The 25,725-nt window shown below is 72.7% G+C and carries 27 protein-coding genes; 20 read left to right on the top strand and 7 right to left on the bottom strand.

The genetic code is table 11. The features are described 5' to 3' along the window. Nucleotides 1-14 precede the first annotated feature (14 nt). Both AB0I11_RS09015 and cofD read right to left on the bottom strand, forming a co-directional pair. A complete protein-coding gene (locus AB0I11_RS09015; RefSeq protein WP_357315744.1) occupies nucleotides 15-1,103 on the bottom strand; it encodes a coenzyme F420-0:L-glutamate ligase in 1,089 nt (362 codons plus the stop codon). Beyond that, nucleotides 1,100-2,047 carry a 2-phospho-L-lactate transferase gene (cofD, locus tag AB0I11_RS09010; RefSeq protein WP_357315742.1) on the bottom strand — a complete coding sequence of 316 codons (948 nt, stop codon included), beginning with the start codon at nucleotides 2,045-2,047 and terminating at the stop codon, nucleotides 1,100-1,102. Before cofD ends, AB0I11_RS09015 begins: the two co-directional genes overlap by 4 nt. A gap of 100 nt (nucleotides 2,048-2,147) precedes the next feature. Between cofD and AB0I11_RS09005 the strand changes: the two genes are divergently transcribed. The 6 genes from AB0I11_RS09005 (at nucleotide 2,148) to AB0I11_RS08980 (ending at nucleotide 8,777) form a co-directional block, all read left to right on the top strand. After that, nucleotides 2,148-3,074, top strand: a complete 927-nt coding sequence (locus AB0I11_RS09005; protein ID WP_357315737.1) for a hypothetical protein — start codon at nucleotides 2,148-2,150, stop codon at nucleotides 3,072-3,074. 99 nt (nucleotides 3,075-3,173) lie between these two features. After that, the gene (locus AB0I11_RS09000; RefSeq protein ID WP_357315734.1) at nucleotides 3,174-5,747 is read left to right on the top strand and encodes a bifunctional FO biosynthesis protein CofGH; all 2,574 of its coding nucleotides are present in this window, start codon (nucleotides 3,174-3,176) and stop codon (nucleotides 5,745-5,747) included. A 152-nt stretch (nucleotides 5,748-5,899) separates the two neighbouring features. Beyond that, complete coding sequence (locus AB0I11_RS08995; protein ID WP_357315731.1) at nucleotides 5,900-6,178, top strand: hypothetical protein; 279 nt, start codon at nucleotides 5,900-5,902, stop codon at nucleotides 6,176-6,178. Nucleotides 6,179-6,273: 95 nt separating this feature from the next. After that, a complete protein-coding gene (locus AB0I11_RS08990; protein ID WP_357315729.1) occupies nucleotides 6,274-7,671 on the top strand; it encodes a DUF4331 domain-containing protein in 1,398 nt (465 codons plus the stop codon). Nucleotides 7,672-7,682: 11 nt separating this feature from the next. Further along, nucleotides 7,683-8,024: a phospholipase gene (locus AB0I11_RS08985; RefSeq protein WP_357315726.1), complete on the top strand. Its 342-nt coding sequence runs from the start codon at nucleotides 7,683-7,685 to the stop codon at nucleotides 8,022-8,024. Nucleotides 8,025-8,516: 492 nt separating this feature from the next. Further along, nucleotides 8,517-8,777, top strand: a complete 261-nt coding sequence (locus tag AB0I11_RS08980) for a WhiB family transcriptional regulator (protein ID WP_013284161.1) — start codon at nucleotides 8,517-8,519, stop codon at nucleotides 8,775-8,777. A 97-nt stretch (nucleotides 8,778-8,874) separates the two neighbouring features. On the opposite strand, the gene AB0I11_RS08975 is transcribed toward AB0I11_RS08980, so the two are convergent. Further along, complete coding sequence (locus tag AB0I11_RS08975) at nucleotides 8,875-9,324, bottom strand: metallopeptidase family protein (RefSeq protein ID WP_046562606.1); 450 nt, start codon at nucleotides 9,322-9,324, stop codon at nucleotides 8,875-8,877. 154 nt (nucleotides 9,325-9,478) lie between these two features. Between AB0I11_RS08975 and AB0I11_RS08970 the strand changes: the two genes are divergently transcribed. Next, entirely contained in the window at nucleotides 9,479-9,847 is a 369-nt protein-coding gene (locus AB0I11_RS08970) for a DUF3499 domain-containing protein (RefSeq protein ID WP_357315723.1), read from the top strand. A 23-nt stretch (nucleotides 9,848-9,870) separates the two neighbouring features. Here the strand turns inward: AB0I11_RS08970 and AB0I11_RS08965 are convergent, their stop codons facing one another. From AB0I11_RS08965 to AB0I11_RS08955, 3 genes are read right to left on the bottom strand one after another with little or no spacing between them, the layout of a single operon-like run. After that, nucleotides 9,871-11,247 (bottom strand): FAD-dependent oxidoreductase, encoded by a 1,377-nt coding sequence (locus tag AB0I11_RS08965; RefSeq protein ID WP_357315720.1) that lies wholly within the window; start codon nucleotides 11,245-11,247, stop codon nucleotides 9,871-9,873. After that, on the bottom strand, nucleotides 11,247-11,975 hold the full coding sequence (locus AB0I11_RS08960) for a pyridoxamine 5'-phosphate oxidase family protein (RefSeq protein ID WP_357315718.1): 729 nt from the start codon (nucleotides 11,973-11,975) through the stop codon (nucleotides 11,247-11,249). Before AB0I11_RS08960 ends, AB0I11_RS08965 begins: the two co-directional genes overlap by 1 nt. Continuing rightward, nucleotides 11,960-13,306, bottom strand: coding sequence for an aspartate aminotransferase family protein (locus tag AB0I11_RS08955; RefSeq protein ID WP_357315716.1), 1,347 nt, complete (start codon nucleotides 13,304-13,306; stop codon nucleotides 11,960-11,962). The genes AB0I11_RS08960 and AB0I11_RS08955 overlap by 16 nt, the downstream gene beginning before the upstream one ends. 408 nt (nucleotides 13,307-13,714) lie before the next feature. Here AB0I11_RS08955 and AB0I11_RS08950 point away from each other — a divergent pair, with 408 nt between their 5' ends. Both AB0I11_RS08950 and AB0I11_RS08945 read left to right on the top strand, forming a co-directional pair. After that, nucleotides 13,715-14,485, top strand: a complete 771-nt coding sequence (locus AB0I11_RS08950; RefSeq protein WP_357315713.1) for a helix-turn-helix transcriptional regulator — start codon at nucleotides 13,715-13,717, stop codon at nucleotides 14,483-14,485. Continuing rightward, a complete protein-coding gene (locus AB0I11_RS08945) occupies nucleotides 14,476-14,667 on the top strand; it encodes a DUF397 domain-containing protein (RefSeq protein WP_357315710.1) in 192 nt (63 codons plus the stop codon). The genes AB0I11_RS08950 and AB0I11_RS08945 overlap by 10 nt, the downstream gene beginning before the upstream one ends. 24 nt (nucleotides 14,668-14,691) lie before the next feature. Here AB0I11_RS08945 and AB0I11_RS08940 read toward each other — a convergent pair whose 3' ends face one another. Beyond that, nucleotides 14,692-15,204: an Lrp/AsnC family transcriptional regulator gene (locus tag AB0I11_RS08940; protein WP_357315902.1), complete on the bottom strand. Its 513-nt coding sequence runs from the start codon at nucleotides 15,202-15,204 to the stop codon at nucleotides 14,692-14,694. Between the two features lie 209 nt (nucleotides 15,205-15,413). Between AB0I11_RS08940 and AB0I11_RS08935 the strand changes: the two genes are divergently transcribed. The 11 genes from AB0I11_RS08935 to AB0I11_RS08885 all read left to right on the top strand — a co-directional run bounded on the left by AB0I11_RS08935 (nucleotide 15,414) and on the right by AB0I11_RS08885 (nucleotide 25,704). Further along, complete coding sequence (locus AB0I11_RS08935) at nucleotides 15,414-16,598, top strand: spermidine/putrescine ABC transporter substrate-binding protein (protein WP_357315707.1); 1,185 nt, start codon at nucleotides 15,414-15,416, stop codon at nucleotides 16,596-16,598. 5 nt (nucleotides 16,599-16,603) lie between these two features. Then, nucleotides 16,604-17,758, top strand: coding sequence for an ABC transporter ATP-binding protein (locus tag AB0I11_RS08930; RefSeq protein WP_357315704.1), 1,155 nt, complete (start codon nucleotides 16,604-16,606; stop codon nucleotides 17,756-17,758). Further along, nucleotides 17,755-18,666, top strand: coding sequence for an ABC transporter permease (locus AB0I11_RS08925; protein ID WP_357315699.1), 912 nt, complete (start codon nucleotides 17,755-17,757; stop codon nucleotides 18,664-18,666). The genes AB0I11_RS08930 and AB0I11_RS08925 overlap by 4 nt, the downstream gene beginning before the upstream one ends. 55 nt (nucleotides 18,667-18,721) lie before the next feature. Continuing rightward, nucleotides 18,722-19,558, top strand: a complete 837-nt coding sequence (locus tag AB0I11_RS08920) for an ABC transporter permease (RefSeq protein WP_357315696.1) — start codon at nucleotides 18,722-18,724, stop codon at nucleotides 19,556-19,558. Next, entirely contained in the window at nucleotides 19,555-20,976 is a 1,422-nt protein-coding gene (locus AB0I11_RS08915; protein ID WP_357315693.1) for an FAD-dependent oxidoreductase, read from the top strand. The genes AB0I11_RS08920 and AB0I11_RS08915 overlap by 4 nt, the downstream gene beginning before the upstream one ends. Then, nucleotides 20,976-22,178: a saccharopine dehydrogenase C-terminal domain-containing protein gene (locus tag AB0I11_RS08910; RefSeq protein ID WP_357315690.1), complete on the top strand. Its 1,203-nt coding sequence runs from the start codon at nucleotides 20,976-20,978 to the stop codon at nucleotides 22,176-22,178. The genes AB0I11_RS08915 and AB0I11_RS08910 overlap by 1 nt, the downstream gene beginning before the upstream one ends. Then, nucleotides 22,175-23,188 carry an agmatinase gene (speB, locus tag AB0I11_RS08905; protein ID WP_357315688.1) on the top strand — a complete coding sequence of 338 codons (1,014 nt, stop codon included), beginning with the start codon at nucleotides 22,175-22,177 and terminating at the stop codon, nucleotides 23,186-23,188. The genes AB0I11_RS08910 and speB overlap by 4 nt, the downstream gene beginning before the upstream one ends. A 35-nt stretch (nucleotides 23,189-23,223) precedes the next feature. Next, nucleotides 23,224-23,610, top strand: coding sequence for a type II toxin-antitoxin system RelE/ParE family toxin (locus AB0I11_RS08900; RefSeq protein WP_357315899.1), 387 nt, complete (start codon nucleotides 23,224-23,226; stop codon nucleotides 23,608-23,610). Then, nucleotides 23,607-23,918: an XRE family transcriptional regulator gene (locus tag AB0I11_RS08895; protein WP_357315685.1), complete on the top strand. Its 312-nt coding sequence runs from the start codon at nucleotides 23,607-23,609 to the stop codon at nucleotides 23,916-23,918. The genes AB0I11_RS08900 and AB0I11_RS08895 overlap by 4 nt, the downstream gene beginning before the upstream one ends. A 370-nt stretch (nucleotides 23,919-24,288) precedes the next feature. Beyond that, entirely contained in the window at nucleotides 24,289-24,855 is a 567-nt protein-coding gene (locus AB0I11_RS08890) for a G5 domain-containing protein (protein ID WP_357315682.1), read from the top strand. A gap of 105 nt (nucleotides 24,856-24,960) precedes the next feature. Next, nucleotides 24,961-25,704, top strand: coding sequence for a LamG-like jellyroll fold domain-containing protein (locus AB0I11_RS08885; protein WP_357315679.1), 744 nt, complete (start codon nucleotides 24,961-24,963; stop codon nucleotides 25,702-25,704). The last annotated feature ends 21 nt before the right edge of the window (nucleotides 25,705-25,725 follow it).

The raw sequence follows: 25,725 nt of genomic DNA, 5'->3' as shown, positions 1-25,725 counted from the left end.
CCGCCGAGGCCCGGTCAGACGGCCAGCGCGGCGCCGGCGGTGGTGCCGGGCGGTGGCGGCAGCAGCGCCGAGGGGACCCCTTCGGCGGCCAGCGCGGTCCGCAGCCGTTGCAGGTCGGCCCCGAAGCGCACCAGGTCCGCCGCGTCGACCGGGGTGGGCGGGACGCCCAGCACCAGCCCGGTGGCGTGGGTCGGCCAGCCGGGCACGGTGGCGACCAGTCCGGCGCGTACCGCCTCGTCGGTGACGTGGGTGAGCACCGTGCCGGGCGCGAGCACCCCGGCCACCGCGGCGATCGCCCGGTCCACGGCCGCCGGGTCGGCCGGCGTCGGGCCGGGGCCGTCGGCCAGCGTGGCGGCCTCGCGCAGCCCGGCCGCCCGTGCCTCGGCCGTGCCGAGCGAGAAGAGGTCCAGCTCGGCGTCGCGGACCAACGCCCGGGCGCCTGCGTTGTCGTCGTCCCGCCCCACGCCCAGGTAGCCGCGGACCACCGCCACCGGCACCTGGTCGCACTTGCCCTTGATCAGCTCGCCGGCGCCGGCCAGCTCGTCCACCACCGCCATCTGGGTGAGCTGGAGCTCGTTGCCGTACGGGTCGATCTCACCCCGGTGGTCGCGGATCGCCGGCATCCCGGCCACCCCGAGCGCCACGTCGGTGAGGCCGTTGCGCCACGGCCGGCCCATGGTGTCGCTGATGATCACCGCGACGTCCAGCCGGTAGCGGTCGCGCAGCGCGGCCCGCAGTGTCCGCGCGGACGCGTCGGGGTCCGCCGGCAGCAGCACCAGCCGGGTCTTGTCCACGTTCGAGGCGTCGATGCCGGCGGAGGCCATCACGAAGCCGTGGTGGGTCTGCACGATCCGGGTCGCGCCCCGGCTGGCCACCACCCGGGCCGTCTCCCCGGCCAGCACCTCGTCCCGGGCGGCGAGCCGCTCGGGCCCGTCCGCCGGCACGTCGACCAGCCGGCCCTCCGCCTTCGACACGATCTTGCTGGTCACCACCAGCACGTCCCCGTCGCGCAGCCACGGCGCCGCGGTGGCGATCAGCGCCGCCAGGTCGTCGCCCTCGGTCACGTCGCCGATGCCCAGCACCGGCAGGATCTCCAACCTCACACCAGCTCCAACGCGGCCCGGACCATCGTCGCCGTGGCCGCCTCGTCGGTCATCCGCAGCGGTGCCGAGCGTACGGTCACCGCCGGCACCAGTGTCCCCTCGTCCTCGGGCGCGACCAGCCAGCCGTCGAGCAGCCCGCCGGCCGACCGGCCAGCGTAGAGGCCGCCCACCCCGGCGGCGCTGCACTCGACGCCGAGCACGGCGAGGCAGCGGTCGGCCATCCCCCGCACCGGGGCGCCGCCGATGATCGGGGAGACCCCGACCACGGGCGCCGGCCCGCCGGCCACCGCCTCCCGCAGCCCCGGCACCGCCAGGATCGGCGCGATGCTCACCACCGGGTTGCTCGGCGCGATCAGCACCACGTCGGCGGCCTCGAGCGCCGCCAGCACGCCGGGCGCGGGCTTCGCCGTCTCGGCCCCGACGAAGACGAAGCGGTGGGTCGGGATGTCCGCCCGGTAGCGCACCCACCACTCCTGGAAGTGGATCGCCCGCTGCCCCTGCTCGCCGTCGACCACCACGTGGGTCTCCAGCCGGTCGTCGGTGGCCGGCAGCAGGGCCAGGCCCGGCTCCCACCGGGTGGCCAGCGCCCGCGTCACCGCGGAGAGCGGATAGCCGGCGTTGAGCATGGTGGTGCGCACCAGGTGGGTGGCGATGTCCTTGTCGCCGAGGCCGAACCAGGTCGGCTCGGCGCCGTACGCGGCCAGCTCGGACTTGACCGTCCAGGTCTCGCCGACCCGGCCCCAGCCCCGCTCCGGGTCGGCGCCGCCGCCCAGCGTGTACATCACGCTGTCCAGGTCGGGGCAGACCTTCAGCCCGTGCAGCAGCAGGTCGTCGCCGACGTTGACCACGGCGGTCACCTCGGCCCCCACCTCCCGGGCGTACGCCCGGACGCCGAGCAGGAAGCGGGCGCCCCCGATCCCGCCGGTCAGAACCACGATGCGCATGGTGTCCATCCTTCCGCACGCGCGGCCATCGATCGGCCGGTGCCCGATGCGACTAGGCTCACGTCCGGCAACTGTCCGTCTTCGTCCCCAGGGGGAGTCCGTGACCAGCCCCGCCGAGCCGGCGTCCAGCGACGCGACGCAGGCCAGCCAGGTGACCAAGCCACTGCGCGAACTGGCCGCGCTCGTCCTGCTCGGCGCGAACGCCGTGCTGCTCTTCGTGAGTCTGCTGCGCCTGCTGCTGCCGCTGGACGGCTACGGCACGTTCACCGACCGGGCCGGCTCCACCCATTACGGGTTCGTCGGCATCGAGTCGGCGGTGCTGCCGCTGTTGGCCGTCCTGCTGGCCACGCACGTGCGCCCCACCCTGGCCAGGGCGAAGCTGATCACCCAGGTGGCGCTCGCCGAGTACGCCTTCGCCGCCCTCTTCGGCGTGCTCACCTTCCTGGTCTGGCTGGTCGGCCGGCTCACCGACGCGGCGGTGCTGGACGCCTTCCTCGGCATGCTGAGCCGGCTCGCCGGGCTGGCGATCTTCGGGATCGCCGCGTTCGTGGTGTTCCGGATCTGGCGCACGCTCTACTTCGTCCCCCGCCCGAAGCCCCAGCCCGGCATGTACGGCCAGCCGCAGCCGGGCTGGCCGCAGCAGCCGGGCCAGCCGGGCGGCTACCCGGGCCAGCCGGGCGGCTACCCGGGCCAGCCCGGCCAGCCCGGCGGCTTCCCGGGACCGGGCGGGTACCCGGGTGCCGGCGCGCCGCCGCAGCCCGGCCACCCGGTGCCGGGCCAGTACGGCCACCCGCAGTCCGCGCCGCCGTTCAACACCGCCCCGCCGCACACCCCGCAGTCCGGCCCGCCGTACGGCGCCCCGCAGTCCGGACCCCCGTACGGCGCCCCGCAGCCGGCGCCGCCGTTCGGCCAGCCGCCGTCGGCCGACCCGACCCAGGCCATCCCGCGCCAGCCGGCCGAACCCGCCCCGCACGACGGTGACCGCACCGAGCGCTTCGACCGGGACGACCCGAACCACCCGCGCTGACGGCCCCCGGCGGCGGTCCATCCCGGACCGCCGCCGACCCGTCGGTGGACCTGACCGGGGCCGGTCCGGCCCGCTCCGGCCAGCGCCTAGGCTGGACGGATGGTTGATCGCAGCGAGTCCGGCCCGACCGAGGCGAGCATCCGGCGGGCGCTGGGCCGGGCCGCCGCCGGGCGGGCGCTGGACCTCGACGAGGCGAGCGCGCTGCTGGCCGCGCGCGGGGACGCCCTGGCCGACCTGCTCCGGATCGCCGGCGAGGTGCGCGACGCCGGGCTGCGCGAGGCCGGCCGACCGGGCGTGGTCACCTTCTCCAAGAAGGTGTTTATCCCGCTGACCCGGCTCTGCCGGGACCGCTGCCACTACTGCACGTTCGCCACCGTGCCGCACCGGCTGCCCGCCGCGTACCTGGAGAAGGACGAGGTGCTCGCCGTCGCCCGGGCGGGCGCCGCGCAGGGCTGCAAGGAGGCCCTGTTCACCCTCGGTGACCGGCCGGAGGAGCGTTGGCCGGCGGCCCGGCGCTGGCTGGACGAGCGGGGTTACGACTCCACCCTCGACTACCTGCGCGCCTGCGCGGTGGCGGTGCTGGAGGAGACCGGCCTGCTGCCGCACCTCAACCCGGGCGTGCTGTCCTGGTCCGAGCTGCAGCGGCTCAAGCCGGTGGCGCCGAGCATGGGCATGATGCTGGAGACCACCGCGACCCGGCTCTGGTCGGAGCCGGGCGGCCCGCACTACGGCTCGCCGGACAAGGAGCCGGCGGTGCGGCTACGGGTCCTCGAGGACGCCGGCCGGGTCGGCGTGCCGTTCACCACCGGCCTGCTGATCGGCATCGGCGAGACCCCGGCCGAGCGGGTCGACGCGCTCTTCGCGATCCGCCGCGCGCACCGGGAGTACGGCCACCTCCAGGAGGTGATCGTGCAGAACTTCCGCGCCAAGCCGGACACCGCGATGCGCGGCATGCCCGACGCGGAACTGCACGACCTGGCGGCCACGGTGGCGGTGGCCCGGGTGCTGCTCGGCCCGAAGGCCCGGATCCAGGCCCCACCGAACCTCATCGAGGGCGAGTACGACCTCCTGCTGCGGGCCGGCATCGACGACTGGGGCGGCGTCTCGCCGGTCACCCCGGACCACGTCAACCCGGAGCGCCCCTGGCCGCACCTCGACGAGCTGGCCCGGCGTACCGCGAGCGCCGGGTTCACCCTGCGGGAGCGGCTGACCGTCTACCCGGAGTACGTCCGGGCCGGCGACCCGTGGCTGGACCCGCGCCTGCTGCCGCACGTGCGCGCCCTCGCCGACCCGGCCACCGGGCTCGCCGTCGAGGCGGCCCGCCCGGTGGGCCGGCCCTGGCAGGAGCCGGAGGAGGTCTTCGGCGGCCGGACCGACCTGCACGCCACCATCGACACCACCGGGCGCACCGGGGACCGGCGGGGCGACTTCGACCAGGTCTACGGCGACTGGTCCGAGGTGGCGGGCCGGATCGCGCCGGAGGCGCTCGCGCGGGTACCCGGGGACGGGAGTGCGGCGAGCGCGGCCGCGCGGGTACCCGGGAACGGGAGCACGGCCGGCGCGGACGGTGACCTGCGGGCGGGCCTGCGGCTGGCCGCGGCCGATCCGGCGGCGTTGCTCGCGCCGGCCAACGAGACGGCGGCGCTGGCGCTGTTCGGCGCGGACGGGCCGGCGCTGGACGAGCTGTGCCGGATCGCCGACGACGTCCGCCGCGACGCGGTCGGCGACGACGTGACGTACGTGGTCAACCGCAACATCAACTTCACCAACGTCTGCTACGTCGGGTGCCGGTTCTGCGCCTTCGCCCAGCGGGAGTCCGACGCGGACGCGTTCCGGCTCTCCGTGGAGCAGGTCGCCGACCGCGCCGAGGAGGCCTGGGCGGCCGGCGCCACCGAGGTCTGCCTCCAGGGCGGCATCGACCCGAAGCTGCCGGTCACCGGCTACCTCGACATCGTCCGGTCGATCAAGGCGCGGGTGCCCGGGCTGCACGTGCACGCGTTCTCCCCGATGGAGATCGTCACCGCCGCCGCGAAGGCCGGCGTGCCGGTGAAGGAGTGGCTGCTCCAGCTCCGCGACGCCGGGCTGGACACCATCCCGGGCACCGCCGCGGAGATCCTCGACGACGACGTGCGCTGGGTGCTCACCAAGGGCAAGCTGCCGGCCGCCGCCTGGGTCGAGGTGGTCAGCACGGCCCACGAGCTGGGCATCCGGTCCAGCTCCACGATGATGTACGGCCACGTCGACCACCCCGGGCAGTGGCTGGCCCACTTCCGGGTGCTGGCCGGCGTGCAGGACCGGACGGGCGGCTTCACCGAGTTCGTGGCGCTGCCCTTCGTGCACACCAACGCGCCGATCTACCTCGCCGGGATCGCCCGCCCGGGGCCGACCTGGCGGGAGAACCGGGCCGTGCACGCGATGTCCCGGCTGCTGCTGCACGGCCGGATCGCCAACATCCAGTGCTCCTGGGTCAAGCTCGGCGACGCCGGGACCGTGGCGATGCTCCAGGGCGGCTGCAACGACCTGGGCGGCACGCTGATGGAGGAGACGATCTCCCGGATGGCCGGCTCGGGCAACGGCTCGGCGCGTACCGAGGAGCAGTTGCGGGCGATCGCGGCGGCCGCGGGCCGGCCGGCCCGCAGGCGGACGACCGCGTACGGTCACGCCGGCGCCTAGCGTCGAACCTTTCCCCGCCGCCGGCCGTACCAGTGGATGCCGGCGGCGGTCGCGGCGAGGACCGCCGCCGGCGACCCCGAACCGGGGCCTCCGGCGGCGCCCGGGTCCCCGTCCACCGCGGGCGCTGCGGCGCCGGCCCGGAAAGGTTGCCCATGACCAGTGACCAGCAGAAGCGGCCCTGGCCGCGCCTGACCCGCCGGCAGACGTTGACCGCCGCGGCGAGCGCCACCCTGGGCGCCGCCGCCCTCACCGTGCCGGGCCTGTCGGCCGCCCAGAACGCGCCCTCGGCGGGCCGCCGGGACGAGCCGATCGTGGTCCACCTCCGCGACGCGGCCGCCGGCGTGCTGGACGTCTTCGTCGGCACCACCCGGATCGAGGTACGCGACCGGGGCCTGGCGAACCGGCTGGTCCGGGCCGCCGGACGGCACTGACCCGCGCGCGCCGCCCGGCGGCGTGACCTCCTCCCGGCGCGGGTTCCCGGCGCCGGTCCCGCATCGACTTCCCCTCGACGAAGGTGTGGTCCGCCATGTCCTCTCACCGTGAAGCCCCGGAGATAGCCAAGGATCCGGTCGCCGACAGCTCCGACCTGTACGCGTTCGTCAGCCCGAGCCACCCCGACACGGTCACGTTGATCGCCAACTACGTGCCGGTGCAGCTCCCCTCGGGCGGTCCGAACTTCTTCGAGTTCGGCGACGACGTGCGGTACGAGATTCACCTCGACAACGACGGCGACGGTTATCCGGATGTCACCTATCGGTTCGAATTCAGCACCGAGATCACGAATCCGAACAGCTTTCTTTACAACACCGGGCCGATCGAGTCGCTGGACAGCAAGAACTGGAACCGGCGGCAGTTCTACCGGCTGACCCGGGTGGTGGACGGGCGGGCGCGCGTGCTGGCGCACAAACTGCCCTGCCCGCCGTGCAACGTGGGGCCGCTCTCCACCCCGAAGTACCAGGAGCTGGTCCGGCAGGCCACCTACCGGCTCTCCACCGGCGAGCGGGTCTTCGCCGGGCAGCGGGCGGACGGTTTCTTCGTCGACCTGGGGGCCGTCTTCGACCTCGGCACGCTCCGTCCGTTCCAGCAGCTGCATGTGGCCGGCAAGCGGCTGTTCAAGACCGAGGGTGAGCCGGTCAACGCGCTGGACCGCACCAACGTGCACAGCATCGCGGTGCAGGTGCCGCTGGCCACCGTACGCCGCAAGGCCAGCCGGTACGGCTACGCCGACCGGGCCTCGACGATCGGGGTGTGGACCACGGCGTCCCGGCAGCAGGTCCGGGTGCTCGGCGACCGGGTGGCCGCGGACACCGCGGCCGGCCCGTTCACCCAGGTCTCCCGGTTGGGCAACCCGTTGTTCAACGAGGTCGTCGTGCCGATGTCCAGGAAGGACCGGTGGAACACGCTGCCGCCCACGGAGGACAAGCGGTTCGCCCAGTTCGTCGAGCATCCCGAGCTGGCCGCCCTGCTGCCCACCCTCTACCCGGGGGTGTTTCCCAACCTGGACGCGCTGAACCGGTCGAAGAAGCCCCGGGCCGACCTGGTGGCGATCCTGCTCACCGGCATCCCGGCGGGCCTGATCGACGGCTTCGCCAACACCACCGGGGAGGTGCAGGCGGACATGCTGCGGCTGAACACGGCGATCCCGCCCACCCGCGAGCCGGACCGGTTCGGCGTGCTCGGCGGCGACCTGGCCGGCTTCCCGAACGGCCGGCGGGTCGGTGACGACGTGGTGAGCATCGCGTTGCGGGCGATCGCCGGGTTGACCGTGCCGCTGGTGGACAGGACGTTCAAGCCCGATCCGGCGGCGGCCACGCTCAGCCCGGGACTCAGCGCCGCCGACGTGACCGCCCCGTTCCTCGCCGACTTCCCGTTCCTCGGCACCCCGTACGACGGGTTCGGCAACCCGCCGGCCGGGAAGTCCTGAGGCGCGTCCGCGTGCACCAGCACCAGCACACCCTCGGGCCGTCGGAGCGTGGCAGCGTCGTGCTCGAACTGGGCGGCGACTGCGGCGCCCTGGTCGTCTACACGGGACCGGACCTGCACGGCCGGGAGATCGAGATCAGTCCGGCCGGCCGGGACGGGCCGCGTACCCACTCGGCCGTCCGGGCGCGGCACGTCCGCGACGGGGTGTTCCACAGTGCCGTCTATCCGGGCCTGCCGGCGGACGTCTATACCGTCTGGTGGGACGATCGGACCCCGGCCGGAGCGATCTCGGTCACCGGCGGCGCCGTCGCCGAGTTCGTCTGGCCGACCAGCGCACCCCCGGGTACGCGCTGACCGTACCGGCCCTGCCCGCTGCCGCGCCCCGCCCACCATGTGGACGGGGCGCGGTCGGCGTTTTCGGGCTCGACGAGCGGTTCTGCGGCGGCCGGGTTAACCTTTCCCCCACCACAATGCTGATCTTGGACGGGACTCCGGGAGCCGCCCGGCGACGGCCCGCCGGAGCCGCAACGGGGGGTGTCCGACGGTGCCGGGACCGGGTGCGCCACGGCGAAAATCTCGGGCAACTCGCCGGGGAGGGCGTTACTCGTCCGGGGTCTGAATCGATAGGGCAGGTTGCGAGGCTCGGGCGGCTCGGTGGTCGTCCGGAGGTGTCGGGAGGGCGACTCCATTATCAAGTTTGGCTTGACGGCGCACGCATTACACGCGTGTAATTTGAATGGGGTTGTTCGTTCGGAACACAACAAATTGGGTGCGGACGGACAGGCACGCCTTTCGCGTGGGGGGTTGCAGCGGCGATGACGCCGGTGCGCGACAAGGAGGCAACTGATGGACGGCCAGCTCGAGGTGGCCGACCTGCTCGGAAACGCGCCGGAGTGGCAGGAGCGGGCGCTCTGCTCGCAGACCGACCCGGAGGCGTTCTTTCCCGAGAAGGGCGGCTCGACCCGCGAGGCGAAGCGCATCTGCTCGCGGTGTGAGGTCAAGACGGAATGCCTGGAATACGCCCTCGGTCACGACGAGCGGTTCGGGATCTGGGGTGGGCTCTCCGAGCGGGAGCGGCGCAAGTTGAAGCGGCGGGTCGCCGCCTGACGTGTACCGGGTCGGGGCGGTGGGGGCCGCCCGGCTCGGGCCGACGACCCGGCCGGCGGGGGCCGGCCGGTCCACGGCATCGCGTCGACGAGCGGGCTCAGGCCAGTTCGTCGGGGTCGACCCCGAGCAGGTTCGCCACCTGCTCGATGATCACGTCGTGGACGAGATCCGCGAGGTCCTCCCGGTCCATCGCGCGGAACTCCAGCGGCCGGCGGTAGAGCACGATCCGCGGCGGCACCTCCTGCCGGCCCGGCCGGCCGGGCAGCAGCCGGGCGAGCGGCACCTCGCCGTCCTCCAGCACGTCGGAGTCGTAGACGTTCAGCTCCGGCGGGACGTCCTCGACGGCGAACTCGACCCCGGCCAGTTCCTTGGCGAAGCGGCGTTCCAGCGTCTCGACCGTGTCCAGCACCAGGTCGTCGAAGACCTCGGCCTTGGTCCGGGCCAGCGGCACGGTGGCCGGCACCAACCGCCCGCGCAACCCGCGTCCGTGCCGGTCACGGTGGGTGCGCCGGCCGGAGCCGGGGCGGCGGTTCTCCGGGCTCGTCATGACGCAAAGGGTAGCCCGCAGGTCCCGGCCGCCCGCCGCTGCGCCGCCGGTGCGCCGCGACCGGCCGCCGATCGGACGAATTGTGATCACCACGACGGGCGTGTCGCAACGCGAAGCGGTGCGCCGGACCCGGTAATGGGGATACCCTGCCGCCGTGAGGTCACCACGGCGCTGCTCCCGTAACGGCTGCCCCCGGCAAGCGGTCGCCACATTGACCTATGTCTACAACGAGTCGACCGCCGTGGTGGGTCCGCTCGCGGCCTTCGCCGAACCGCACACCTACGACCTCTGCGAGCCGCACGCACGGAGCCTGACCGCCCCGCGCGGCTGGGACGTGGTCCGGCACGAGGGCGAGTTCGAGCCGCCGCCGCCCACCACCGACGACCTGGTCGCGCTGGCCGAGGCGGTACGCGAGGCCGCCCGCCCCGCACCTCCCCGTCCCCCCGAGGACGACCACCTCAACCCCCAGACCCCCCAACAGGGCCGCCGCGGCCACCTCCGGGTCATCCCGCCCACCCACTGACCCCCTCCTCCGGAGGGCCGGGGTCAGTGGCCCAGAAGGCGGGAGAAGGCGGTGGCGCGGCGGGCGGGGCGGCCGGTGCGGGACTCGGCGGCGTCGGCGGAGAACATCACCCGCAGGCCGGCGTTGACGGCCAGCCAGCGCAGCGGCTCCGGCTCCCAGCGAGGGGAGCGGTGGTTGACCCAGGGCAGCGCGGTCAGGTCGCTCTCCGCGCCCCGGATCAGGTCGGCCAGGGTACGGCCGGCCAGGTTGCTGGTGCCCACCCCGTCGCCGACGTACCCGCCGGCCCAGGCGAGACCGGTGCTCCGCTCCAGCCCCACCGAGGCGGCCCAGTCCCGGGCCACCCCGAGCGGCCCGCCCCAACTGTGGCTGACCGGCACCTCCGGCCCGAGCACCGGAAAGAGTTCGCCGAGCACCCGGCGCAGCGCCGCGAAGACCCGGGGCTCCCGGTCGTAGCCGGGACGGACCCGCGAGCCGTAGTGGTAGGGGGCGCCCCGCCCGCCGAAGGCGAGCCGGCCGTCGGCGGTGCGCTGGCCGTAGATGATGACGTGCCGGTAGTCGGAGAACGTCTCCCGCTCGGCCAGGCCGATCTCCGCCCAGGTCGCCGCGGACAGCGGCTCGGTGGCCACCATCAGCGAGTAGACCGGTGCGACGGCCCGCCGCTGCCCGGGCAGGGCCGGGGTGAAGCCCTCGGTAGCCCGGACCACCACCGGGGCGCGGACCACCCCCGCGCGGGTCACGGCCGCGCCCGGGCGCAGCGCGGTCACCGGGGTCCGCTCGATGATCCGTACGCCCCGACGCTCCACCGCCCGGGCCAGGCCGTGGACCAGCTTCGCCGGGTGCACGGCGGCGCAGTGCGGGGTGTACGTGCCGCCGCGTACCCCCTCGGCGTGGCAGCGGGCGGCGGCCTCGGCGGCGTCGAGCAGCACCAGGTCGGCCTCGGCGAGCCCGTACTCGCGGGCCTCGGCGACGGCGGCCCGGGCCCGGCCGAGCTGGACCTCGCTGCGGGCCAGCACCACGGTCCCGCCGGCCCGCCAGTCGCAGTCGATGCCCTCGGCGGCGACCACCCGGCCGACCTCGCGGACGGTCTCCCGCATGGCCCGCTGCATGGCCAGCGCCCGGTCCCGGCCGTGCCGGCGGGCCAGCGCGGGCAGCGAGGTGGGGAAGAGCGCCGAGCACCAGCCGCCGTTGCGCCCGGAGGCGCCGTACCCGGCGATCTCCTTCTCCAGCACCACGATCCGCAGCGTCGGATCGGCCACGGCGAGGTAGTACGCGGTCCAGAGCCCGGTGTAGCCGGCGCCGACGATGACCACGTCGGCGTCGGTGTCGCCGGCCAGCCCGAGGCGCGGGGTCAGCGGCTCGTCCACGGTGGACAGCCAGTACGACAGTTCCTGGTAGCGCATCACCACTCCGGTGGGGGCAGGTCGTAGCGCAGCCGCGGGTCGGGCCGCGGAACCCCGTACGCCTCGACGACCGGCACCACCCCGGCCCAGACCGGCCGGTCGAGGTCGTCCTCGGGGTCGTCGGGCGGGCCGGCGCTGACCTTCACCGAGCACTCGTGCAGCGGGAGGGCGAGCACCAGCGTGGCGGCCAGCTCCTTGGCCGAGGGTGGCCGGATCTCCGCCCAGCGACCGGGAAGCAGATGCTCGGAGAGGCGGTGCAGCGCGGCCAGCTTGGCTTCGCCGGTGAGCGCGGTGAGGGTGCCGAGCACCATGGCGCAGCGGTAGTTCATCGAGGACTCGAAGGCGCTACGCGCCAGCACCAGGCCGTCGAGCAGGGTGACCGTGAGGCCGGCCGGCGCGCCGGCGGCGAGGTGCCGAAACAGCCGGCTGCCGGTGGAGCCGTGCACCAGCACCCGCTCCCCGTCCCGGGCGTACGCCACCGGCAGCGCGTACGGCTGGTCGCCGTCGACGACGGCCAGGTGCGCGACCCGGCCGGCGTCGAGCACGGCGTGCAGCGCCGCCCGGTCGTGGACGGCCAGGTCGGGCAGCCGGCGTACCCGGGTCCGGTCGGTGCCCCCGACGGCGGCCCGGTCCTCGACGGTCCCGGCCGGGTCGGCGGCGTCGACGGGGCCGGGCCGGGACCGGTCGGTCCCGGCCGACCCTGCGCCGCCGGTCAGAGGCGCGACCATGCCTCGGTCAGCACGGCGCGCAGGATCTGCTCGATCTCGTCGAACTGCTGCTGGTCGGCGATCAGCGGCGGGGCGAGCTGCACCACCGGGTCGCCGCGGTCGTCGGCGCGACAGTAGAGCCCGGCCTGGAAGAGCGCGGTGGAGAGGAAACCGCGCAGCAGCCGCTCGGACTCGGCCTCGTCGAAGGTCTCCCGGGTCGCCTTGTCCTTGACCAGTTCGATGCCGTAGAAGTAGCCGTCGCCGCGGACGTCACCGACGATCGGCAGGTCGGTCAGCTTCTCCAGGGTGGACCGGAACGCCGCCTCGTGGGACCGGACGTGGCCGATCAGGTCCTCGCGGGCGAAGACCTCCAGGTTGGCCAGGGCCACCGCGCAGGAGACCGGGTGGCCGCCGAAGGTCACCCCGTGGGCGAACATGCCGGTCTCGGTGAGGAACGGCGCCATCAGCCGGTCGCTGGCGATCATCGCGCCGAGCGGGGCGTACCCGGAGGTGATGCCCTTGGCGGTGGTGATGATGTCGGGCTGGTAGCCGTACCGGTTGGCGCCGAAGTACTCGCCGAGCCGGCCCCAGGAGCAGATCACCTCGTCGCTGACCAGCAGCACGTCGTAGGCGTCGCAGATCTCGCGGACCCGCTGGAAGTAGCCGGGCGGCGGCGGGAAGCAGCCGCCGGAGTTCTGCACCGGCTCCAGGAAGACCGCGGCGACGGTGTCCGGCCCCTCCCGCTCGATCGCCCGGCCGATCTCGTCGGCCGCCCAGCGGCCGAACGCCTCGGCGTCGTCGCCGTGCTCGGGCGCCCGGTAGAAGTTGGTGTTCGGCACCTTGATGCCGCCGGGCACGAGCGGCTCGAAGTCGCTCTTGATGCCGGGCAGGCCGGTGATCGACAGCGCCCCCATCGAGGTGCCGTGGTAGGCGATGTAGCGGCTGACCACCTTGTACTTGTTCGGCTGGCCGGTGCGCTTGAAGTAGGCCCGGGCCAGCTTCCACGCCGCCTCGACGGCCTCCGAGCCGCCGGTGGTGAAGAAGACCCGGTTCAGGTCGCCGGGGGCCAGCGCCGCGACCTTCTCGGCCAGCTCGACGGCGGTCGGGTGGGCGTACGACCAGAGCGGGAAGTAGGCCAGCTCGGCGGCCTGCTTGGCGGCCGCCTCGGCGAGTTCGGTCCGGCCGTGGCCGGCGTTGACGACGAAGAGCCCGGCGAGTCCGTCCAGGTAGCGGCGGCCCTGCGAGTCCCAGACGTAGGCGCCCTCGCCGCGCACGATGGTCGGTACCTCGCCGGCGGAGTAGCTCGCCATCCGGGTGAAGTGCATCCAGAGGTGGTCGGTGGCGTTGGCCATGTCAGCCCCATCGGGTCTCGGGCCGGTCAGGGGTGACACCGGCCGCTCTGCCCACGGTTATCGCACAGGCGCTGCCGATAACGCAAGCCCGGTCGGCTCGTCGCAACGAATTCAGCACGTGGTACCTGTGGGAGCAACGAATTTCGCGGTCTGCTGCGCGCGGCATCGGGTGGCGGGTATGGGGGAGACCTCCTTTCGAGCTGAGTCGTTTAGGACATCAGCTCGAAAGGCATTCTCTGCGGGACTCCGATGTCGACCCGTTCGGACATGTTCGGGGCCTTTTCCGGGCACGCGGCGCCCACCTTCGATGCCCGCAAGAGATCCCGGTGCGACACGCCGGTTCAGTACGGACATCGACACGGAGCGTCGCTACCGTGCCGCCCATACGTGACCGGACGGGAGGCTCGGATGGCGAACGAGGCGCTGCGGGTGGCGATGGCGGAGAAGGGAGAGACGGTCGAGTCGCTCGCCGAGAAGGTCCACGTCGATCCGAAGACGGCGGCGCGCTGGCTGGCGTCCGGGCGGATTCCGCACCCGCGTACCCGCGCCGTCGTTGCCATGGTGCTGGGTCGGGAGGTCGCGGAACTCTGGCCGGAGCCGTGCCGCCGCCGGGACCTGCCCTGGTTCCGGCCGTGGGCCGAGCTGGAGCAGGACGCCATCTCGATCCGGTCGTGTGAACCACTGGTGGTGCCGGGCCTGCTGCAGACCGAGGCGTACGCCCGCGCGGTGCTCGCGACCGGTGGCCTGGTGCCGCCGGCCGAGGTGGAACGCATCCTTGCCAGCCGGCTCCAACGGCAGGTGATCCTGGCCGCCGAGGCTCCGCCGCAGCTCATCGCCGTGATCGACGAGATGGTGCTGCGCCGGCTGGTCGGCGGTCGCGTGGTGATGTTCGGCCAGCTCACCCACCTGGCGGCGATGGCCGAGCAGGAGCATGTCCAGGTCCGGGTGATCCCGGCCGACGGCCCGTGGCATACCGGGCTGGCCGGCACCTTCATGCTCGCCCGGCTGCCCGATGGCACCGAGGTGGCCTATCTGGACAACCAGCTCCGCGGTGAGATCGTGAGCGATCCATTGGATGTTGCTACCCTGGGGCGCAGGTGGGAGAGCATTTCCGGTGAGGCGTTCCCCCGCCGCAAATCGATCGAGCTGATCAGGGAAGTGGCGACGACATGGAGCTGACCGACGCCCGCTGGCGCACCGCCACTCGCAGCAGCAACAACGGCGGCGCCTGCGTCGAGGTGGCCGACAACCTGCCCGGCCGGGTGCTGGTGCGGGACAGCAAGAACCGCGATGGCGCCATCCTCACCTTCACCCTGACTGCCTGGCGGGACTTTCTCGGTCTCGCCAAGCGCGCGGCCTGATCCGCCCGGACGGGGTGGCCGCCGTCAGGCGGTGCCCCAGCTGTAGGTCTGCTTGCGCAGCTTGAGGTAGACGAACGCCTCGGTCGCCAGCACCCCGGTGACGCCACGCAGCTTCTGCAGGATCTCCAGCAGGTGCTCGTCGTTGCGGCAGACCACCTCGGCCAGCAGGTCGAACGAGCCGGCGGTGATCACCACGTAGTCGATCTCCTCGAACTCGGCGAGACGGTCCGCCACGGCCTCCAGGTCGCCGTCGGTGCGCAGGCCGATCATGGCCTGGCGGGGGAAGCCGAGCTGGAGCGGATCGGTCACCGCGACGATCTGCATGACGCCGGCGTCGAGCAACCGCTGCACCCGCTGCCGGACCGCCGCCTCGGAGAGCCCGACCGCCTTGCCGATGGTCGCGTACGGACGCCGCCCGTCCTCCTGGAGCTGCTCGATGATCTGCTTGGCCACGTCATCGAGCAGCGCGTGACTGGCCCCTTCACGCACAGTGACGCGTCGCGTGCCGTTTCCGTTCTCGAGCTGCCGGTTGGCCATCGTCGCTCCCACCTGTCCGGATCCTTGGGCTGAGCGTAGTGCCCGCGCGCAGTCTGGCGTATTTCGTGGTCCATCGCTATTCCCGCAACGGAATCCCTTGTAAGGAAGGTCACTGCATGTCAGGATCAGTCGTCCATCGCCATTGACCCTCCCGCCGGCGTGCCACCCCCCGTCCCGCCGCCGACGATGACCCCCAGAGGAGTCGTCACATGCGTAGTCCCCTCCGGCCCCTCACCCGGCGTGGTCTGCTCACCGGCACCCTCGGCTCGGCCGCGCTGCTCGCCACCGCGGGCACGCTCGCCGGCTGCGGCACGAAGGGCGCCCAGCAGACCGAGGCCGGTTGCAAGAGCGAGGACCTCTCCGCGACGGAGAAGAAGCTGGCCTTCTCGAACTGGCCGCAGTACATGGACGTCGACGAGAAGGACGAGTCCAAGCGCCCCACCCTCGACGCGTTCATCGCCAAGTCGGGCGTCCAGGTCACGTACACCGAGGACGTCAACGACAACAACGAGTTCTTCGGCAAGGTGCAGAACCAGCTCGCCGGCTGCCAGACCACCGGACGGGACATCATGGTCCTCACCGACTGGATGGCCGCCCGGATGATCCGGCTCGGCTGGATCCAGAAGCTGGACAAGGCCAAGCTGCCCAACGTCGACGCGAACCTGCTGCCCTCGCTGCGCAACCGCTCCTTCGACAGCGACAACCAGCTCGCCATCCCGTGGCAGTCCGGCCTCGCCGGGCTCGCGTACAACGCCAAGGTGACCAAGGAGATCCGCACCGTCGACGAGCTGCTCACCCGCCCCGACCTCAAGGGCAAGGTGACCGCGCTGTCCGAGATGCGCGACACGATGGGCCTGCTGCTCCAGTCCAACGGACACGACCCGGCCAACTTCACCACGGCCCAGTTCGACGACGCGCTCAACAAGCTCAAGAAGGCCGTCGACGCCAAGCAGATCCGCAAGTTCACCGGCAACGACTACGCTCCCGACCTGGCCAAGGGCGACATCGCCGCGTGCATCGGCTGGTCCGGCGACGTGATCCAGCTCGGCTTCGAGGACGAGAAGATCAAGTTCGTGGTGCCCGAGTCCGGCGTGATGCTCTGGTCGGACAACATGCTGGTGCCGAACAAGGCCAGCCACCGGGCCAACGCCGAAGAAATGATCAACTACTACTACGACCCGGCGGTGGCCGCGAAGCTGGCCGCGTACGTCAACTACATCTGCCCGGTCAAGGGCGCCCAGGCCGAGATGGAGAAGATCGACCCGGACCTGGCGAGCAACCCGCTCATCTTCCCCGACGACGCGATGCTGTCGAAGTCCAAGGTCTTCATGGCCCTGGACGAAAAGCGGGAGAAGGAGTACGAGACCAAGTTCCAGCAGGTCATCGGGGCGTGACCAGGATGGCATCCGAGACACCGGCCGGCGATCTGCGGCTGGCCAACCTGACCAAGCGGTTCGGCGTCTTCACCGCGGTCGACGACCTCAGCCTGACCGTCCCGCAGGGCTCGTTCTTCGCCCTGCTCGGGGCGTCCGGCTGCGGCAAGACCACCACCCTGCGGATGATCGCCGGACTGGAGGAACCGACCAGCGGGCAGGTGCTGCTCGGCGACCGGGACATCGCCGGGCTGCGGCCGTACAAGCGGCCGGTGAACACCGTCTTCCAGAGCTACGCGCTCTTCCCGCACCTCGACATCCACGAGAACGTCGCCTTCGGGCTGCGCCGGCGCGGCATCCGGAAGGTGACCGACCAGGTCGAGCGGATGCTCGCGCTGGTGCAGCTCGACGGGTACGGCCGGCGCAAACCGGCCCAGCTCTCCGGCGGCCAGCAGCAGCGGGTCGCGCTGGCCCGCGCCCTGATCAACCACCCGCAGGTGCTGCTCCTCGACGAGCCGCTCGGCGCGCTCGACCTGAAGCTGCGCCGGCAGATGCAGATCGAGCTGAAGCGGATCCAGACCGAGGTCGGCATCACCTTCGTGCACGTCACCCACGACCAGGAGGAGGCCATGACCATGGCCGACACGGTCGCGGTGATGAACGCCGGCCGGATCGAACAGCTCGGCGCCCCCGCCGACCTCTACGAGTACCCGGCGACCGCGTTCGTCGCGAACTTCCTCGGCCAGTCCAACCTGCTCGCCGGCGAGGCGTCCGGACGGGCCGGCGACGAGGTGCCGGTCACCGCGCACGGCTCGCGCTTCGCGGTGCCGGCGGCCCGGGCCCGCGTCGACCACGGGCCGGTCTTCCTCGGGGTACGCCCCGAGAAGCTGCACCTGGCCGCGGACCCCGGCGCGGTGCCCGGCGCGCACCAGCACCTCGGCGGCGTGGTCACCGACGCCTCCTACGTCGGAGTGAGCACCCAGTACCTGATCCGCACGGCGTGGGGCAGCGAGCTGTCGGTCTTCGTCGCGAACGGCGGGGTCGGCGGCCGGTTCGCCCTCGGCACCCCGGTGACCGCGCACTGGGACCCGCGGCACGCCTTCCTGCTGCCCCGCGCGCCCGGCGAGGACGACCAGACCGCGCCGCTGCTCGACGAACCGCCGGTGGGTGTCGGGTCATGAGCGCCCTGGCGCACGTGTCCACCCCGGCGGGGGAGCCGGCAGCGCCGCCGGCCCCCCGCCGGGGGCGCCACCGGCTGCTGCCGTACCTGCTGCTGCTGCCGGGCGCGGCCTGGCTGCTGGTCTTCTTCGCCCTGCCGCTGCTCCAACTCGCCGCCGCCAGCCTCTACGACCCGAGCGGATCGCTCGCCACCGGGTACGCGATGACCGGGGCCTTCGGCAACTACCCGGCCGCGCTCGAGCAGTACTGGCCGCAGCTCGCCCGCTCGTTCGGCTACTCCGCGATCGCACTCGTGCTGGCCCTGCTGATGGGCTACCCGCTGGCGTACGGGATCGCGCAGAAGGCCGGCCGGTGGAAGAACCTGCTGCTGGTCGCCGTGGTCGCGCCGATGTTCACCAGCTTCCTGGTCCGCACCCTGGCCTGGAAGACCATCCTGTCGGACCACGGCTGGGTGGTCGGGCTGCTGCGCGACGTGCACCTGCTCGGCCCGGACGGCCGGCTGCTGGCCACCCCGTTCGCGGTGGTGCTCGGCCTCACCTACAACCTCCTGCCCTTCCTGGTGCTGCCGCTGTACGCGAGCCTGGAACGGCTCGACCCGCGCCTGCTGGAGGCGGCGAGCGACCTGTACGCCAGCCCGCTGCGGGCCTTCCAGAAGGTCACCCTGCCGCTGTCCATGCCCGGGGTGATCGCCGGCACGCTGCTCTTCTTCATCCCGGCCACCGGCGACTACATCAACGCCGAACTGCTCGGCACGCCGAACGAGTACATGATCGGCAACGTCATCGACTCGGCGTTCCTGGTCCGGCTGGACTACCCGCAGGGCGCGGCCCTGTCGTTCCTGCTGATGGCGGCGATCCTCGCGATCGTCTTCGGCTACCTGCGCAAGGCCGGCACGGAGGAGGTTCTGTGAGCACGCGAAGCGCGGCGAAGCGGAGCCCCACGGTCGCGAACGGAGGTGCGTGGTGATGCGCCGCTGGCTCGCCGACCGGTGGGTGATGGGGGTGGCCCTGCTCGTCCTCCTCTACCTCTCGCTGCCGATCATCGTGGTGGCCGGGCTCTCCTTCAACCGGCCCTCCAGCCGGCTGTCCTACGACTTCCACGAGTTCACCCTGGACAACTGGACCCATCCCTTCCCCACGGTGGAGATGCGCGACGCGGTCGTCCGCAGCATCGAGATCGGCCTGATCGCCACGGTCATCTCCACCGTCCTCGGGACCCTGATGGCGTTCGCCCTGGTCCGGCACGGCTTCCGGGGTCGGGCCGGGATCAACGGGCTGATCTTCCTGCCGATGGCCACCCCCGAACTGGTGATGGGCACCTCGCTGCTCGCCCTCTTCGTGGCCGCGCAGATCCCGCTGGGCTTCTGGACCATCGTCATCGCGCACGTGATGTTCTGCGTGTCGTTCGTCGTGGTCACCGTGAAGGCCCGCCTCGCCGGCATGGACCGGCGGCTCGAGGAGGCCGCCATGGACCTGTACGCCAACGAGTGGCAGACCTTCCGGCGGATCACCCTGCCGCTGGTGCTGCCCGGCATCGTGGCGGCCGCGCTGCTCGCCTTCTCGCTCAGCTTCGACGACTTCATCATCACGAACTTCAACTCGGGCACCACCGTCACCTTCCCGATGTACGTCTGGGGCGCCGCCGGGAAGGGCATCCCACCCCAGGTCAACGTCATCGGCACGGCGATGTTCGTGATCGCGCTGACGGTGGTCGGGGCCAGCTCGCTACGGGGCCGTCGAGCCCGGCGCGCGGCTCTCGCGGCGCCCGTCGCCGCCGTCGGGGCGCCGAAGAGCGCGTCATGACCCTCCCGCATAGCGGCCGGGCGCTGGCCGACGCCGCGCCCGTCCCGTACTGGCTCGACCGGCCGGACCGCCCCGACCCGCTGCCGCCGCTGGCCGGCCCGCACCAGGCCGACCTGCTGATCGTCGGCGGCGGGTACGCCGGGCTCTGGACGGCGCTGCTGGCCAAGGAGGCCCGACCCGACCGGGACGTGCTCCTGGCCGAGGCCGGCACCTGCGGCTGGGCGGCGTCGGGGCGCAACGGCGGCTTCTGCGCGGCGTCCCTCACCCACGGCCTGGCCAACGGCGTCGACCGGTTCCCCGGCGAGATCGCCGAGCTGGACCGGCTCGGCCGGGAGAACCTCGACGCCATCGCGGCGACCGTGGCGCGGCACGGCATCGACTGCGACTTCGACCGCAGCGGCGAACTGGCCGTGGCCGTCGAGCCGTACCAGCTCGCCGGGCTGGCCGCCGACGCCGAGCTGGGACGCCGGTACGGCCACGACGTCCACCTGCTCGACCGCGACGAGGTACGGGCCGAGGTGCACTCGCCGACGTACCTCGGCGGGCTGTGGGACCGGGACCGGGTGGCCATGCTCGACCCGGCGCGGCTGGCCTGGGGACTCCGCCGGGCCGCCCTCGACCTCGGCGTACGCATCCACGAACACACCCGGGTCACCGGCCTGGCCCGGGACGGCGGCGCGCTGCGGGCGACCACGGCCGGCGGTCCGGACGCCGCCCCGGGCGCGGTCCGGGCCCGGCAGGTGGCGCTCGCCACCAACGCGTTCCCGCCGCTGCTGCGCCGGCTGCGCGCCTGGCTGGTGCCGGTCTACGACTACGCGCTGATGACCGAACCGCTGACCCCGGCCCAGCGGGACGCGATCGGGTGGGCCAACCGGCAAGGGCTCGCCGACACCGGCAACCAGTTCCACTACTACCGGATCACCGCCGACGGCCGGATCCTGTTCGGCGGCTACGACGCGGTCTACCACTACGGCAACCGGATGGCACCGTCGCTGGAACAGCGGACGGCCACCTTCACCGCGCTCGCCGACCACTTCTTCACCACCTTCCCGCAACTGGCTGGGCTGCGGTTCAGCCACCGCTGGGGCGGGGTCATCGACACCTGCACCCGGTTCTGCGCGTTCTTCGGCACCGGCTACCAGGGGCGGCTCGCGTACGCGGCCGGGTTCACCGGGCTCGGCGTCGGCGCCACCCGCTTCGGCGCCCGGGTGATGCTCGACCTGCTCGGTGGCGAGGAGACCCCGCTGACCCGGCTCGACCTGGTCCGCCGCAAGCCGCTGCCGTTCCCGCCGGAGCCGGTCCGGGCCGCCGGCATCCACCTCACCCGCTGGTCGCTCGCCCGCGCCGACGCGCACGAGGGCCGGCGCAACCTCTGGCTCCGTACTCTCGATCGTCTTGGACTGGGGTTCGATTCCTGATGCGCATCCTGCTCGTCGGCGCCGGCGGCGTCGGCTCCGCCGCCGTCGCCATCGCCGCCCGCCGCTCCTTCTTCGAGACCATGGTCGTCGCCGACCACGACCCGGCCCGCGCCGCGCGGGCGGTCGCCGGCCACGGCGACCGGTTCGTCGCCGCGACCGTCGACGCCTCCTCCGCCGACGCGGTCGCCGCGCTCTGCCGGGAGCACCGGATCACCCACGTGCTCAACGCGGTCGACCCGCGCTTCGTCATGCCGATCTTCGACGGCGCGTTCGCCGCCGGGGCCGACTACCTCGACATGGCGATGTCCCTGTCCCGACCGCACCCGGACGCGCCGCACACGGAGACCGGCGTGAAGCTCGGCGACGAGCAGTTCGCGGCGGCCGCCGCCTGGGCGGACGCCGGCCGGCTGGCGCTCTGCGGGATCGGCGTGGAGCCCGGCCTCTCCGACGTCTTCGCCCGCTACGCCGCCGACGAACTCTTCGCCGAGATCGACGAGATCGGGGTACGCGACGGGGCGAACCTCACCGTCGACGGCTACGACTTCGCGCCGTCGTTCTCCATCTGGACCACCATCGAGGAGTGCCTGAACCCGCCGGTGGTCTGGGAGGCCGGCCGCGGCTGGTACACCACGGCGCCCTTCTCCGAGCCGGAGGTGTTCGAGTTCCCGGCCGGGATCGGCCCGGTCGAGTGCGTCAACGTCGAGCACGAGGAGGTGCTGCTCATCCCGCGCTGGATCGAGGCGAAGCGGGTCACCTTCAAGTACGGCCTCGGCGACGAGTTCATCGAGGTGCTGAAGACGCTGCACAAGCTCGGCCTCGACGCGGTCACCCCGGTGCGGGTGGGCGGCGCCTCGGTCGCGCCCCGCGACGTCGTGGCCGCCTGCCTGCCCGACCCGGCCACCCTCGGCGACCGGATGCGCGGCAAGACCTGCGCCGGCACGTACGTGACCGGCACCGGCGTGGACGGCCGGCCCCGCCGGGTCTACCTCTACCACGTGGTCGACAACGAGTGGTCGATGGCGGAGTACGGCCACCAGGCGGTGGTCTGGCAGACCGCCGTCAACCCGGTCGTCGCCCTGGAACTGCTGGCCACCGGCGCCTGGTCCGGCAGCGGGGTGCTCGGCCCCGAGGCCCTGCCCCCGCTACCCTTCCTCGACCTGCTGACCGCCTACGGCTCGCCGTGGGGGATGGAGGAACGGTGACCCGCTACGGCCCGATGTACGGCCCCGACATCACCTTCCTCGGCGTACCGCCCTGCACCCTGGAGGAGCCGGTCACCTACGCCGACGCGGACGTGGTGATCGTCGGCGCGCCCTTCGACGGCGGCACCTCGCACCGGCCCGGCACCCGGTTCGGCCCGTCCGCCATCCGGCAGGCCTGCTACCTGCCGCACGACGGCTCCCGCCCGTCGCTGGCGCTGCGCGTCGACGGCCTGCGGGACCTGCGCGTGTACGACGCGGGCGACGTGGAGATGTTCTCCGGCGACATCGAACGGTCGCTGGCCGCACTGGAGACCGCCGTGCACGCGGTCGCCGCCGCCGGGGCGATCCCGATCGTGCTCGGCGGCGACCACTCCATCGCCCTGCCCGACGCCACCGGAGTGGCCCGGCACCACGGGCTCGGCCGGGTGTCGCTGGTCCACTTCGACGCGCACGCCGACACCGGGGACATCGAGTTCGGCTCGCTGCACGGGCACGGCCAGCCGATGCGCCGGCTCATCGAGTCCGGCGCGGTACGCGGCGACCGCTTCCTCCAGATCGGCCTGCGCGGCTACTGGCCCGGCCCGCCGACCCTGGCCTGGATGGCGCAGCAGCGGATGCGCTCGTACGAGATGACCGAGGTGGTCGCGCGCGGGCTGGACACCTGCCTCACCGAGGCGTTCGGGATCGCGGTCGACGAGTGCGAGGGCGTCTTCCTCTCCGTCGACGTGGACGTGGTCGACCCCGGCATGGCGCCCGGCACCGGCACCCCGGAACCGGGCGGACTGACCTCCCGGCAGCTCCTGGACGCCGTCCGCCGCTGCTGCTACGAACTGCCCGTGGTCGGGGTCGACGTGGTCGAGGTCGCCCCGCCGTACGACCACGCCGACATCACCGCCTTCCTCGGCAACCGGGTCGTCCTGGAGGCCCTGTCGGCGATCGCCCGCCGCCGCCGCGACGCCGCCGGCGCCCCACCCTGGAACCCCACCCAACCCCTCCTCGACTCCCGCTGAGCAGGTTTAGTTAGAGCTATAGTTGACGCGTGGGTGTGGTAGGAGGATCTTGGTCGGTCCGGGTTACCGGGGAAGTCCGCCAGTGGTTGCGCGAGCTGCGGCGGAGCGACCCGGAGTCCTACGAGAGCGTACGGGTGGCCGTGGACAAGCTGGCCGAGGTCGGTCCCGGGCTCGGGCGGCCACTCGTTGACACACTCCGCGGCAGCAGTATTCACAACCTGAAGGAACTCCGGCCCCGGTCGGGCCGGGACGTGGCGATCCGCATCCTGTTCGTCTTCGACCCCTGGTCGCAGGCCGTGTTGTTGGTCGCCGGTAACAAGGCCGGGAACTGGGTCCGGTGGTATCAGCAGAGCATCCCGTCGGCGGAGGTCGCCTACAAGACGTGGCTTGACCACGAGCGCGAGCGGAGGGGGGAGCGGTGACGGAATTCTATGACTGGGACGAGGTACGGGCCGAGCTCGGGGGTGACGACGCCGCCTACGCGCAGGAGCGTGCTCGGACCGAGGCCTGGGTGAGCGCCTTCCACCTGGCCGAGGAGCGGAAGCGGTTGGGTCTGACCCAGCGCCAGGTCGCGGAGCTGATGGGGGTTACGCCGGGCCGGGTGAGCCAGATCGAGAACGGCGACCTCGACGTGAACGAGGTGGCCACCCTCGCGCGGTACGCGAACGCCCTCGGCGCAAAACTGCGGATCATCTTCGACTACGGCGACGACCTCCGGCAGATCGCCTGAGGGGCCGATGGACCCCGGGCGCCGCAGCCGCGCCGACCGGTGAGGTCAGCTCCGGCGATCATCCAGGTGGGATCGCCGGTTGGTGGCAGTCCCGGCGACCGTCGGCGTCTGGATGGCTTCCTGTGGTGCACCTCAGCCCGACGACCGATGGGGACGAGGAGAGGTCCGGCGGATCCGAGAGCGGTTCGTGAGCAGCAGACTCTGCATCGTGACCACCTCGCCCTCCCCGATGCCCGGCCAGCCCTACGGGCCCGCTCCCGTTCCGCCGCCGAAGCGGCCCGGTTGGTTCGCTCGATTGAGCCCGGGTGGGCGGTCCGGCGTCATCATCGGCGGAATCCTGCTCTCGGTCTTCCTCCTCTGCTGTTCGGGGATGGCCGTCATCGGCGCGTTCACTGAGAATCCGCAGCAGGACGGCACCACCACGACGAAGAAGGCGAACGAACGACCCGCTGCGGCACCGATCGTCGAGGACGCCACCGCGACTGAGCCGACGCCGGAGGCCACGACGGCCGCGCCGTCGCCGTCGCCGTCGGTGGCGACGCGGACCGAGACCGAGCGGCAGTCGATTCGGTACGCGGTCCGCACGGTCAAGGACCCCGATCTGACCGAGGGGAAGCGCGTGGTGCGGACCCGTGGCGTCAACGGTGTCCGTACCCTCACCTACGAGGTCACCCTCATCGACGGGGTGCCGACCGGACGGCGGCTGGTCAGCTCGGTGATCACGAAGCGGCCGGTCACCCAGGTCGTCGCCGTTGGAACCAAACGGACGTCGCGGTGCGATCCGAACTACAGCGGCTGCGTGCCGATCGCCAGCGACGTCGACTGTGCGGGCGGCGGTGGCAACGGTCCGGCGTACGTCAGCGGCCCGATTCGTGTCATCGGCACCGACATCTACCGGCTGGACCGGGACGGCGACGGGTACGGCTGCGACGACTGACCTGCGCCTGTCGGCGGGCATTGACAGGCGTGGTGGGTGTGGTGATCATGTGGGGACGCTGCGGCCATACGGGGGACCGCGGCACCACTCTTCGGAGGACCTGTCATGGGTCGAACCATGTCCGCGCTCGCTCTGGGCGCCGTCACCCTGGCCGCCGCGCTGGTGGACACCGCGCCCGCGTACGCCGCCACCGAGCAGTTGCGCCTCGACTTCGACGCCACGCCCACCGGCCAGGTAGAGCCAGGGCCATGGACGGCGGGATGCTTCGCCGACGTGGCCACGCCGGGCGATTCCGGTTGCATCGCGGTGAACGGCGGGGGCAGCATCTCGCGGGCGACCCGGCCGAACGGTACGGGCAGCAGTCCGGCACTCGCCTTCCCCGCCACGGGCAGCGCCATTGTCCAGGTCCCGCACGCGGCGGCCCTGAACCCGGGCAGCGGGGACTTCACGGTCAGCGCGCTGGCCAAGGTGACCTCGGCCCAGGTGACCACCGGGGCGAACCTGGTGCAGAAGGGCGTGTTCAACGACCCGACGCAGTGGAAGCTCCAGCTGGACGCCGGCGTGCCGGGCTGCCGCATCAAGGGCACGTTGGCCGACGGCACGACGGCCGAGGTGCGGCTCACCTCGCCCACCTCGATCGCCGACCAGGGCTGGACGTTCGTCCAGTGCAAGCGGCGGGGCAACGTGCTGACCCTGCTGGTGGACAACCAGCCGGTGGACACCAATGACAAGGCCGGCATGAACATCAGCAGCACCGCCAACGTGAACATCGGGGCCAAGGGGACGGGGCTGACCAACAACGACCAGTTCCGCGGCCAGCTGGACAACGTCCTCTTCAGCCTCGGCTGACCGGTACCTTCCCCCGGGGCA

Origin of the sequence: Micromonospora sp. NPDC050495, assembly GCF_040655175.1 — a bacterium.
Classification (GTDB): domain Bacteria; phylum Actinomycetota; class Actinomycetes; order Mycobacteriales; family Micromonosporaceae; genus Micromonospora.
The sequence above is the reverse complement of the archived record's forward strand: the minus strand, read 5'-3'. Positions and strand labels throughout refer to the sequence as shown.